This is a genomic window from Herbaspirillum rhizosphaerae, from assembly GCF_001189965.1.
In the GTDB taxonomy this organism is placed as follows: Bacteria; Pseudomonadota; Gammaproteobacteria; order Burkholderiales; family Burkholderiaceae_D; genus Herbaspirillum; species Herbaspirillum rhizosphaerae.
In genome coordinates this window covers 213,801-225,552 of the sequence record NZ_LFLU01000002.1, presented here as the reverse complement: position 1 = coordinate 225,552, position 11,752 = coordinate 213,801, and the positions used below count along the sequence as shown (strand labels likewise).

Here is an 11,752-nt window from a genome sequence, read left to right as displayed (position 1 = left end):
AGCACGGGATACCGGAGTGTACTTAAGTACATGAGGATTCCGAGCATCGTACGGCATCGGATCATGGCCTCGCAGTAGGATCCAAAACAGATTCTCACCAGCAGGAGAACGGATTTGCTTCATCAGATCATCGACCGTAGGCTAGCTGGCAAGAATAAAAGCATCGCCAACCGGGAACGGTTTCTACGCCGTTTTCGCAGCGATATCCGGCGTTCCGTTACCGAAGCGGTGCGCGATCGCAGCATCAAGGACATCGAAAGCTCCAAGAGCATCAGCATTCCACGCAAGGATATTTCCGAACCGGCCTTCCATCACGGCCGCGGCGGCAAGCGTGAAATCGTGCATCCCGGCAACCAGGACTACCTGCAGGGCGACCGCATCCCGCGCCGCAGCGGCGGTTCCGGCGACGGCGGCAGCACCGCCAGCAATGAGGGCGAAGGCCAGGACGAATTCACCTTCGAATTGTCGCGCGAAGAATTCATGCAGTACTTCTTCGAAGACCTGGAGTTGCCGCGCCTGATCCAGACCAACCTCATGTCGATTCCCAATTGGAAGAACATGCGCGCCGGTTATTCGGTCGACGGCTCTCCCGCCAACATCGACATCGTGCGTTCGCTACGCAGCTCGCTGGGCCGGCGTATTGCGCTGGGCGGCCCGCTGGTGGCCAAGCTGCGCGAGCTGGAAGAGCAATTGTGCGACATGAAGAAGGATCCCGACGACAGGCGCCCGGAAATCCTGCTGCTGGAAGAAGAAATCCATCATCTCAAGGGCCGCATCTGGCGCATCCCGTTTATTGATCCGTTCGACCTGCGCTACGTCAACCGCGTGCGCCAGCCGCAACCGTCGAGCCGCGCCGTGATGTTTTGCGTCATGGACGTGTCGGGTTCGATGGATGAGCAGCGCAAGGATTTGTCGAAGCGTTTTTTCATCCTGCTGTATCTGTTCCTGACGCGCAATTACGAACATATCGAAGTGGTCTTCATCCGCCATCACACGCGCGCCGACGAAGTCGATGAAGACACCTTCTTCCACTCGCAGGAAAGCGGCGGCACCGTGGTGTCGAGTGCGCTGGAACTCATGCAGCAGATCATCAAGGAACGCTATCCCTCCGGCGAATGGAACATCTACGGCGCGCAAGCCTCCGACGGCGACAACTGGAACGACGATTCACCGAAGTGCCGCGCCATTCTGGAACAGGAAATCCTGCCGATGTGCCGCTACTTCGCCTATATCCAGGTGGCCGAGCCGGAACAGAATCTGTGGACGGAATACACCCAGTTGCTGTCCGAGCATCCCCATTTTGCGATGAAGAAAGTGCAATCGGCGGCTGAAATCTATCCGGTCTTCCGCGAACTTTTTGAAAAGCAGGTCCATGCATGAATACGCGACTGAATACGCCGCTCACGCCGCCTACCAAACATGATCCCCTGCCTTGCCCGTCGGACTGGAGCTTCGAGCTGATCGAACGCTACAACGAAGAGATCGCCAAGGTGGCGGCAAGCTACAAGCTGGATATCTATCCGATCCAGCTGGAGATCATTTCCGCCGAGCAGATGATGGATGCCTATGCCTCCTCGGGCATGCCGGTGAATTACCGCCACTGGTCGTTCGGCAAGCATTTCCTGTCGACCGAGCGCGACTACAAGCGCGGCCAGATGGGCCTGGCTTATGAAATCGTGATCAACTCCAATCCCTGCATCGCGTATCTGATGGAAGAAAACACGATGACGATGCAGGCGCTGGTGGTGGCGCACGCGGCGTACGGGCACAATTCCTTTTTCAAGGGCAACTACCTGTTCCAGCTGTGGACCGATGCCAGCGCGATCATCGACTACCTGGTCTATGCCAAAGGCTACATCGCTGAATGCGAAGAGCGCTACGGCTTCGACCGCGTCGAAGAGCTGCTGGATTCCTGCCACGCCCTGATGAACTACGGCGTCGACCGCTACAAACGCCCGCAGCGCATGTCGCTCGCCCAGGAGCGCGCGCAGCAGCGCGAGCGCGAAGCCTATGCGCAATCGCAAGTCAATGAACTGTGGCGGACCTTGCCGGCGAAGAAAGAAACCGCCGCCACGCAAGTCGAAGAACGTTTCCCGCCGGAACCGCAGGAAAACCTTTTGTATTTCGCCGAAAAGAATGCGCCGCTGCTGGAGTCGTGGGAGCGCGAAGTCATCCGCATCGTGCGCAAGGTCGGCCAGTATTTTTACCCGCAGCGGCAAACCCAGGTCATGAACGAAGGCTGGGCGACGTTCTGGCATTACACCCTGCTCAACACCATGTACGACCAGGGCAAGCTGACCGACGGCTTCATGATGGAGTTCCTGCATTCGCACAGCAACGTGGTGTTCCAGCCGCCGATCACCAAGCCGTATTACAACGGCATCAATCCTTACGCGCTGGGCTTTTCGATGATGAGCGATATCCGCCGCATCTGCGAAAACCCGACCGACGAAGACCGCGAATGGTTTCCCGACATGGCCGGCAGCAACTGGCTGGATACGCTGCACTACGTCATGCGCAATTTCAAGGACGAGAGTTTCGTCGCGCAATACCTGTCGCCCAAACTGATGCGCGACATGCGCATGTTTGCGGTGCTCGACGACGAAAGCCGCAGCGAACTGGAAGTTTCGGCGATCCACAATCAAAGCGGCTATCAGTACGTGCGGCAAGCCCTGTCGCGCCAGTACGATATCAACCACCGCGAACCCAACATCCAGGTGTGGTCGGTCAATACGCGCGGCAACCGCAGCCTGACCTTGCGGCATTTCCGCAGCGACGGCCGCTCGCTAGGGGACAGCACCAATGAAGTCCTGCGCCACATGGCGCGGCTGTGGCAATTCGATGTCTATCTGGAAAGCGTGGACGACAACGGCTACATCGTGCAGCGTTACGAATGCATCAGCGAAAACCGCTACGTTTTGCGCACTTAGGCGACTATCCAGCGCACACAGGTGACCTTTGAACATCATCCGGCAAATCCAGTTCATGAACACCATCCCGCTTTTTCCGCTGGGTTCCGCCCTTTTTCCGGACGGCCGCCTGCCCTTGCAGATCTTTGAAGTGCGTTATCTGGACATGATCAACAAGTGCATCGCCAACGGCACCTCGTTTGGCGTGGTGGCGCTGACCTCGGGCAATGAAGTGCGCCGGCCCGGCCAGGTGGAAACCTTCGTGTCCGTCGGCACGCTGGCGCATATCAATGAATGGTCGGCGCCGGTGCAGGGCCTGCTGCGTATTTCCTGCAGCGGCACCACGCGTTTTCGCGTGACGTCCAAGGAGCAACTCAAGCACGGCTTGTGGATGGCGCAGGTCGAACCGCTGGAAAAAGACCAGGCCGTGGCCGTGCCGGAAGAATTGCAAAACACCGTGACGGCGCTGATGAATTTGTTGGCGTCGCTGAAGAACCATGCGATTCCGGAAAGCGAGATCCCGGTCGCGGCGCCTTACCGGCTGGACGACTGCGGCTGGGTCGCCAATCGCTGGAGCGAAATGCTGCCGATGAGCGTGGAGCAAAAGCAAAACCTGCTGGCACTCGACAATCCCGTGCTGCGGCTGGAACTGGTGCAGGATCTGCTCGGCGAGCGCGGCCTGCTGCACTGAAGTTTCTTGGCCCGTTCAGGGTGGCATCAATCCGGTTTCGACCAGCAAGCCGGTGAAGCCGGACCAGAAAATCTGTATCCCGATGCACAACAAGATGAACGCGGACAGACGCAACACCACCATGGTGCCCAGCCGTCCGAGCAGACTGACGATCTTGTTGGCCGAGCGATAGCACAGATACACCACCAGCACCGTCAAGGCCGATCCCAGCGCGGCGCTGCCGATCGACATGACCCAGTCCACCAGCCGTGCCGGCGTGTTTGCGCCAAGTGTGATGGAAGCGGCAATCGTGCCGGGACCGACCGTCAATGGGAAGCTGATCGGATAGAAACTGCGCGCCTTCAATTCTTCATTGGATTCATCATCGTAGGTTTTGGCGACCTGCGTCTTGATCGATGACTCTTGCTCGTTGTCGCTCAACAAACGCCAGCCCGACACCGCCACCAGAATCCCGCCGCCGATGCGCACGATGGGCAGCGAGATGCCGAAGAAGCTCAGCACGTGCGAGCCGATGAAAATCGCACCGACCAGCAAGAACCAGCAATTGATCGCCACCTGGCGCGCGACGCGATTCTCGACCTGGCGCGGCACGTCGCCGAGCAGATTGGCGAAGACCGGCGCAATCCCGAAAGGATTGAGGATCGGCAGCAAGGTCACCGGTATCAGCAGGACGGCCTTGAGAAAAATGATCAGCATGGTGGAGCTTTCCGGCGCGGCGGCCAGCGAAAAAGACAAACGCTCGCAGGCGGCTGCCTGCAATGCCGATAGCGTAATGCAGGCGCTCCGCTAAATCAAACCAATATGTCCGTGCGACCGCTTGCGTGTCTTTGTGCTTACGCGCTTGCGCCTTGCAGGCTGCCGCTGTTGCTGCTATTGCCGCCATCGTGCTTGCGCAATGTCCGGCGCAGCAAGAAAAAGCCGATGCTCAGGTTGAGCAGATTCCAGACGATGCCGTTGAGGAAGGCGGCGTGATACGAGCCGGTCAGATCGAAGATCTGGCCCGACATCCAGCCGCCCAGCGCCATGCCCAGCATGGTGCACATGATGACGGCGCCGACCCGGCCGCCGGCTTCGCGCGCCGGGAAATACTCGCGCACGATGATCGCGTAGGACGGCACGATGCCGCCCTGGAACAAGCCGAACAATGCTGAGATGACGTAAAGCGAGGCCAGTCCGTCGAACGGCAGGAACAGCAGCAAGGCGATCCCCTGCAACGCCGAGCCAAGCAACAGCGTGCGCAAGCCGCCGATGCGATCGCAGATCAGCCCCGAGATCAGGCGGCTGACCACGCCGCACGCCAGCATCAGCGACAGCATTTGCGCGCCGCGCGCGGCGCCGTAGCCGAGGTCGCCGCAGTACGCAACGATGTGCACCTGCGGCATCGCCATCGCCACGCAACAGGCCACGCCAGCCACGCACAGCAGCAACTGGGCTTTGCCCATCGGCAAACCGAAGGGCCGCTCGGAGGACAGATCGACGCCGCCGCGCGCAGCCGCCACGGTCGCAATCGGCGGACGACGACGCATCAGCAAGGCAAGGCCGCCCATGACGATGAAGCAGACGATGCCCAGGCCGATGTAAGTCTGACGCCAGCCGACCGTCTCGACAAAGTGTTGCACGACAGGCGGCCAGATGGCGCCGCCCAGATAGTTGCCGCTGGCGCAGACGGCCACGGCAATGCCGCGACGGCGCACGAACCACAGCGAGGTGTCGGCGATCAGCGGCGAAAACGTCGCCGAGCTGCCGCACAAGCCGATCAGCAAACCGTGCGCCAGCGTGAAGACAATAATGTTCGGCGCCATGGCGGCGAGGATGAAGCCGAGTCCCAGACAGACCGCGCCCACCAGCAAGGGAATCATCACGCCGAAACGGTCCGCCAGTTTGCCCATCAGCATGCCGCCGATGCCGAAGCCGATCATCGACAAGGTATAAGGCATCGACGCCACGCCGCGCGCGACGCCGAATTCCGCCTGCACCGCCGGCAGCACGACGGCCACGACATACATGCCGCTGGCGCCGATGACCATCAGCACCAGCGTGATCAGCAGGCGCACGACGGCGTAGGAAGAGTCGGTTTCCGACGGTGGGTAGTTGGTGGATGCGGCTGGGGTGGAAGTCACGCGCGGGTTCTCCGTCTCGTTGATTGATGTGTCTGGTCTCCTGCCGCGACAGACGATGGCGCGATCATGTTGAGATGATCAATACGGCAATATTTTCGTCCGGGCACGGCGGAGGACAGCCTAACACGAGACGAACAAGGATGCAGGCAGGGGACTGCAAAGCAAAACGCGCAGGAACATGCCTGCGCGTTTCGGGATGGTTCAGGGATGAATTGCCGCGTATTTTCTACATGTATCAGTTAATCGATTACACCAGACGATAGCCGCTTTTCTCTTTCTTCTGCGCGATCTTCTGGATCATTTTAAAGCCGGCTTCCTGATCGTTGACCACCGTGACGCGACCGCCGCCGCGGACTTGCGGCTTGCCGTCCCAGCTCAGCGTGACGATCCAGTCGCCCAGCAGGTCCTGGTTCAGGTCAGCGACGAATACCCGTGCCGCATCCGGCTGATCGGTGTGAAAATTCAGGCGCATCGGCCCGGTGACGGGCAACATGTGGGTGACGTTGTCGGCGGAATCGATCATGGCGCAAGAAAAAGAAAATAATGAAAATAAGGAAACGAAATAAAAAGTCGAAGAAAAGAGTACGTAAAAACAGCCGTCAGGACAAGTTCGGCGCCAGCCAGCGCTCCACGTCTTCCTTGGCGACGCCGCGGCGTTCGGCCATGTCGGTCACCTGATCGTCGCCGATCTTGCCGACCACAAAGTACTTCGATTCCGGATGCGCGAAGTAAAAGCCCGACACCGATGCGCCCGGGAACATGGCGTACGACTCGGTGACGGTCATGCCGATCTCGTCGCATTGCATGACCTTGAACGCCTCGGCCTTGACCGTATGTTCCGGGCAGGCCGGATAACCGGCGGCTGGACGGATGCCGACGTATTTTTCCTTGATCAGCTCTTCAGCAGTCAGCGACTCCTGCGACACATAGCCCCACAAATCGGTACGCACGCGCTCGTGCAGATACTCGGCGAAGGCTTCCGCCAGACGATCGGCCAGCGCCTTCAACATGATCGAGGAATAGTCGTCATGCGCATCTTCAAAACGTTTCTCGTACTTCTCGATACCAAGACCGGAAGTCACCGCGAACATGCCGATGTAGTCGGCGATGCCGGATTCCTTCGGTGCGATGAAGTCGGCCAGGCACTGGTTCGGACGCGCCACGCCATCGATCACCGGTTTCTCGGTCTGCTGGCGCACGCCGTAGTAAGTCAGTGCAACTTGCGTACGCGTGTCGTCAGTATAGATTTCAATGTCGTCGTCATTGACGGTATTGGCCGGCAGCAGCGAGACGATGCCGTTGGCGGTCAGCCAGCGACCGTCGATGACTTTCTTCAGCAGGGCTTGCGCTTCTTCGAATACCTTGGTGGCGGCCTCGCCGACCACTTCGTCTTTCAAGATCGCAGGATACGGACCGGCCAGATCCCAGGTCTGGAAGAACGGGCCCCAGTCGATGTATTTGGCCAGCGTCGCCAGATCCACATTCTTGAACACGCGACGGCCGATGAACTTCGGTTTGACCGGTGCGAATTCCAGCTGCATCTTGTTGTCGCGCGCCGCAGCGATGGTCACCAGCGGCACCGCCTTCTTGTTGGCGTGCTGCTCGCGGATGCGTTCGTAGTCTGTCTCGATGTCGGTGATGTACTGATCTTTGCTCTCGGGCGTCAACAACGATTGCGCCACCGAAACCGCACGCGAAGCATCCGGCACGTAGACCACCGGGCCGGAATAATTCGGCGCGATCTTGACCGCGGTATGCGCGCGCGAAGTCGTGGCGCCGCCGATCAGCAGCGGCATCTTGACGCCGCTGAAGTAGCTGTCGCGCTGCATTTCCTTGGCGACGTAGGCCATCTCTTCAAGCGACGGCGTGATCAGGCCGGACAGGCCGATGATGTCGGCGTTCTCTTCCTTGGCCTTGGCCAGGATTTGCGAACACGGCACCATCACGCCCATGTTGACGACTTCGAAGTTGTTGCATTGCAGGACCACCGAGACGATGTTCTTACCGATGTCGTGAACGTCGCCCTTGACCGTGGCGATGACGATCTTGCCCTTGGGCTTGGCGACGACGCCGGTTTCCTGTTCGATCAGGCGCTTCTCTTCTTCGATGAAGGGAATCAGATGCGCCACGGCCTGCTTCATCACGCGCGCCGATTTCACCACCTGCGGCAGGAACATCTTGCCCTGGCCGAACAAGTCGCCGACCACGTTCATGCCGTCCATCAGCGGACCTTCGATCACGTGGATAGGACGGCCGCCGCTCTTCAACAGATTCTGGCGCGCTTCTTCGGTGTCTTCGACGATCCATTGCGTGATGCCGTGCACCAGCGCATGCGCCAGGCGTTTTTCGACCGGCTCGCTGCGCCATTCCAGCGTGGCTTCTTCCTTCTTGTCGCCGGCCTTCAGCGTGGCGGCGATCTCGATCATGCGTTCGGTGGCATCCGGACGGCGGTTCAGCACCACGTCTTCGACCGCATCGCGCAGCTCGGCAGGCAGGTCGTCGTAGACGCCTATCATGCCGGCGTTGACGATGCCCATGGTCATGCCGGCCTTGATGGCGTGATACAGGAACACGGTGTGAATCGCTTCACGCGCCGGGTCGTTGCCGCGGAAGCTGAAGCTGACGTTGGACACGCCGCCGCTGATCTTGGCGTAGGGCAGGTTCTGATGGATCCAGCGCGTCGCTTCGATGAAATCGACGGCGTAGTTGTTGTGTTCTTCGATACCGGTCGCGACCGCAAAGATATTCGGGTCGAACACAATGTCTTCCGGCGGGAAGCCGACCTTGTCGACCAGCAGGCGATAGGCGCGCTCGCAGATTTCGATCTTGCGTTCGAAGGTGTCGGCCTGGCCGACTTCATCGAAGGCCATGACGATCACGGCAGCGCCGTAGCGACGGCACAGCTTGGCTTCGTGCAGGAATTTCTCTTCGCCTTCCTTCATCGAAATCGAGTTGACGATGGCCTTGCCCTGCACGCATTTGAGACCGGCTTCGATAACCGACCATTTGGACGAATCGATCATGATCGGCACGCGCGCGATGTCCGGCTCGGAGGCGATCAGGTTCAGGAAGCGCGTCATGGCCGCCTGCGAATCGAGCATCGCTTCGTCCATGTTGATGTCGATGATCTGGGCGCCGTTTTCGACCTGCTGGCGCGCGACGGCCAGGGCCTCGTCGTACTGCTCGTTGAGAATCAGGCGCGCGAAGGCCTTGGAACCGGTGACGTTGGTGCGCTCGCCGACGTTCACATACAGCGATTCATCGTTGATGATGAACGGTTCCAGGCCCGACAGCAGCATCTCGTGCTTGCTTTCCGGGAGCTTACGCGGCGCGATGGCGGCGACGGTGTCGGCGATCGCCTTGATGTGCGCAGGCGTGGTGCCGCAGCAGCCGCCGGCGACGTTGACGAAACCGCTTTCGGCGAAATCTTTCAGCAGCGACGAAGTGACGTCGGGCGTCTCGTCGAAGCCGGTGTCGCTCATCGGATTAGGCAAACCCGCGTTCGGATAAATGCAGACGAAGGTGTCGGCGATCCTGGACAATTCTTCGGCATAAGGACGCATCAGCGCTGCGCCCAGCGCGCAGTTCAGGCCGACGGTCAGCGGACGCGCGTGGCGGATGGAATGCCAGAATGCCGGTACGGTCTGGCCGGACAGAATACGTCCCGACGCATCGGTGACGGTGCCGGAGATCATGATCGGCAAACGCTTGCCCGACTCTTCAAAGAACAAGTCGATCGCAAACAAGGCGGCCTTGCAATTGAGCGTATCGAAAATGGTCTCGACCAGCAGCACGTCGGCCCCGCCTTCGACCAGCGCGCGTGTTTGCTCCAGATACGAAGTCACCAGTTGATCGAAGGTGACGTTGCGCGCAGCCGGATCATTGACGTCGGGCGAAATGGAGGCGGTCTTCGGTGTCGGCCCGAGCGCGCCGGCGACGAAGCGCGGCTTGTCGGGCGTTGAATACTTGTCGCAGGCGGCGCGCGCCAGCCTGGCCGATTGCACGTTCATCTCGTAGACGAGATGCGCCATGTGGTAATCGTCCTGTGCGACGCCGGTGGCGCCGAAGGTATTGGTTTCGATCAGGTCGGCGCCGGCCGCCAGGTATTTCTCGTGGATTTCCTGGATGATGTGCGGCTGGGTCAGGCTCAGCAACTCATTGTTGCCCTTGACGAACAACTCCTTGCCCGGCACGCTGAAGTCCATGAAGCGCTCGCCGCGATAGTCCTCTTCCGTCAGCTTGTATTGCTGGATCATGGTGCCCATCGCGCCATCCAGAATAAGGATGCGCTGCGACATCAGGTCGCGCAACAGCAGTTCGGTTTGGCACAGATCGTTTGGCTTCATGGCTCGGTTCTTCAGTATGAAATAATGCAATAACCCAATGCAAAAACCCGGTCACGCAGCATGCCGGGTTTATCAAATTGGTAAAGTCTTGAAATTATACGTGAAACGCCCGTTCGGCCCGCTGCTGACTTACCCAATCTGCCGTTACCTTTTTATAGAACAATGACCCGGAAAATCCTGATCCTGACCGCTCTCGCCTCCGAACTGAACGCCGTCGATGCTCCCGACGGCGTTGAAGTCATCTATACCGGAGTCGGCAAGATCAACGCCGCCGCGACGGCCACCGCCGCCATCCTGCAGCGTCAGCCTCAGTTGATCATCAACTTCGGCACTGCCGGCAAGATCAATCCCGCAGTGGACGGCCTGCTCGACATCGCCGGCGTCATCCAGCGCGACATGCTGGCGATCCCGCTGGCCGCGCGCGGCGTCACGCCCTTGTCGGATGAGCCCGGCCGTTACGCCTCCGGCCACGGCAACGCCGTTTGCGGCACCGGGGACAGCTTCGTCACCACCAGCGACCCATGGCTGGTCGAACAAGGCGTAGATGTTGTCGATATGGAACTATTTGCCATCGCCCACACCTGTCATCGATATGGGGTCCCTTGGCGCGCGTTCAAGTTCATCACCGATTCCGCCGATGACGATGCAGCCGACCACTGGAACGACAACGTGCATCGGGGCGCGGCGCTGTTTTGGCAGGCTTTGGACAGGATTCTGGCGAATTGACGCGTGAGTTGACGTATGAGAGCGCTCCCAAAAAGCGAGCAAACCAATAAACACAGCGGCTTTTACCTTGAAATCGCAAGGATTCACGACAAAAAATCGTGAGAAACTGGATTTTCACCATCATGCGGTTTCGCCGAGATCAACCCAACTGAGTCATGAATAAGACACCTCTGTTTTCCATTGTGGTCACCACGCACAAGAGACCGCAAACGCTGACGCGGGCGCTGAGATCGCTGCTCGCCCAGACCTTCACCGATTTCGAGATTGTCCTGGTGACCGACGAGGGCAGCCTGGAAACCAAGGAAGCAGCGGCCCGGTTACTGCGCGAAGACGATATTTTCCTGGTACTGCCTCACGTCAAGGGCCCGGCGGAGAGCCGCAATGCCGGCGTCTACCATGCCAGGGGCAGCTACATCCTCTATCTGGACGACGACGACAGTTTCCGCGAGAGCTATCTGGCCGACATCGCCGACACAGTCGGTTTCCGCAGCGACGCCGTCAATTACGTCAACTACACGCAGTTGAAAGAGCTTCGTTCGCCACAAGAAATCCAGACGATCTCGTCGACCGAAATGCACCTCGGCGACACAGAAATCGGTTCGCTGCTGGTCTGCAATTTCATCCCCAACAACGCCATCATCTTACCCGCAGCGATGGCCAGGATGCATCGTGTCGATGCCAATCTGAACAGCCACGAAGACTGGGATTACCTGCTGTCGCTGGTGTTGAAACACGACTTCAACCACCTCAATATTTCCGGCCCCGTTGTACATATCAACGAAGGCGAAAGCAGAAACAACGACGCCAAAGCTAGCGGCTCGATTGCGCTCGATTTCTTGTCGATCTATCGGAAATGGCCCATCCCGGACGACACGATCAAAGCCCGCAGGAAAGACATGCTGAGGCAGCTGGGATTCGACTTACCACAAGAGTTGCTCTGACACCCTATCGTCCTTGCTG

General features: G+C 59.3%; 9 protein-coding genes. 5 read left to right on the top strand and 4 right to left on the bottom strand.

All coding sequences use genetic code 11. The features are described from left to right. Nucleotides 1-114: 114 nt before the first annotated feature. Genes AKL25_RS03800 through AKL25_RS03790 form a run of 3 tightly spaced genes read left to right on the top strand, consistent with a single transcriptional unit; the run spans nucleotide 115 to nucleotide 3,600 of the window. Entirely contained in the window at nucleotides 115-1,380 is a 1,266-nt protein-coding gene (locus AKL25_RS03800; RefSeq protein WP_050476315.1) for a YeaH/YhbH family protein, read from the top strand. Beyond that, nucleotides 1,377-2,930: a SpoVR family protein gene (locus tag AKL25_RS03795; protein WP_050476314.1), complete on the top strand. Its 1,554-nt coding sequence runs from the start codon at nucleotides 1,377-1,379 to the stop codon at nucleotides 2,928-2,930. The genes AKL25_RS03800 and AKL25_RS03795 overlap by 4 nt, the downstream gene beginning before the upstream one ends. 55 nt (nucleotides 2,931-2,985) lie before the next feature. Further along, the gene (locus AKL25_RS03790) at nucleotides 2,986-3,600 is read left to right on the top strand and encodes an LON peptidase substrate-binding domain-containing protein (RefSeq protein ID WP_050476612.1); all 615 of its coding nucleotides are present in this window, start codon (nucleotides 2,986-2,988) and stop codon (nucleotides 3,598-3,600) included. Between the two features lie 15 nt (nucleotides 3,601-3,615). Here the strand turns inward: AKL25_RS03790 and AKL25_RS03785 are convergent, their stop codons facing one another. From AKL25_RS03785 to metH, 4 genes are all read right to left on the bottom strand, one after another. After that, complete coding sequence (locus AKL25_RS03785; RefSeq protein ID WP_050476313.1) at nucleotides 3,616-4,296, bottom strand: MarC family protein; 681 nt, start codon at nucleotides 4,294-4,296, stop codon at nucleotides 3,616-3,618. A 137-nt stretch (nucleotides 4,297-4,433) separates the two neighbouring features. After that, entirely contained in the window at nucleotides 4,434-5,720 is a 1,287-nt protein-coding gene (locus AKL25_RS03780) for an MFS transporter (RefSeq protein WP_050476312.1), read from the bottom strand. 247 nt (nucleotides 5,721-5,967) lie between these two features. Next, nucleotides 5,968-6,243, bottom strand: a complete 276-nt coding sequence (locus AKL25_RS03775; protein WP_050476311.1) for a hypothetical protein — start codon at nucleotides 6,241-6,243, stop codon at nucleotides 5,968-5,970. Nucleotides 6,244-6,319: 76 nt separating this feature from the next. After that, nucleotides 6,320-10,066 (bottom strand): methionine synthase, encoded by a 3,747-nt coding sequence (gene metH / locus AKL25_RS03770; RefSeq protein WP_050476310.1) that lies wholly within the window; start codon nucleotides 10,064-10,066, stop codon nucleotides 6,320-6,322. Nucleotides 10,067-10,228: 162 nt separating this feature from the next. On the opposite strand from metH, the gene AKL25_RS03765 reads away from it, so the two are divergent. Together AKL25_RS03765 and AKL25_RS03760 are read left to right on the top strand one after the other, a co-directional pair. Next, nucleotides 10,229-10,792, top strand: coding sequence for a phosphorylase family protein (locus AKL25_RS03765; RefSeq protein WP_050476309.1), 564 nt, complete (start codon nucleotides 10,229-10,231; stop codon nucleotides 10,790-10,792). A gap of 155 nt (nucleotides 10,793-10,947) precedes the next feature. Further along, nucleotides 10,948-11,733, top strand: a complete 786-nt coding sequence (locus AKL25_RS03760; RefSeq protein WP_050476308.1) for a glycosyltransferase family 2 protein — start codon at nucleotides 10,948-10,950, stop codon at nucleotides 11,731-11,733. Nucleotides 11,734-11,752: the final 19 nt, after the last annotated feature.

What these genes read in the sequence shown, in the direction of transcription:
- AKL25_RS03785 (WP_050476313.1), bottom strand. Translation starts at nt 4,296, where the DNA reads ATGCTGATCATTTTTCTCAAGGCCGTCCTGCTGATACCGGTGACCTTG.
- AKL25_RS03775 (WP_050476311.1), bottom strand. Translation starts at nt 6,243, where the DNA reads ATGATCGATTCCGCCGACAACGTCACCCACATGTTGCCCGTCACCGGG.
- AKL25_RS03765 (WP_050476309.1), top strand. Translation starts at nt 10,229, where the DNA reads ATGACCCGGAAAATCCTGATCCTGACCGCTCTCGCCTCCGAACTGAAC.
- metH (WP_050476310.1), bottom strand. Translation starts at nt 10,066, where the DNA reads ATGAAGCCAAACGATCTGTGCCAAACCGAACTGCTGTTGCGCGACCTG.
- AKL25_RS03790 (WP_050476612.1), top strand. Translation starts at nt 2,986, where the DNA reads ATGAACACCATCCCGCTTTTTCCGCTGGGTTCCGCCCTTTTTCCGGAC.
- AKL25_RS03795 (WP_050476314.1), top strand. Translation starts at nt 1,377, where the DNA reads ATGAATACGCGACTGAATACGCCGCTCACGCCGCCTACCAAACATGAT.
- AKL25_RS03760 (WP_050476308.1), top strand. Translation starts at nt 10,948, where the DNA reads ATGAATAAGACACCTCTGTTTTCCATTGTGGTCACCACGCACAAGAGA.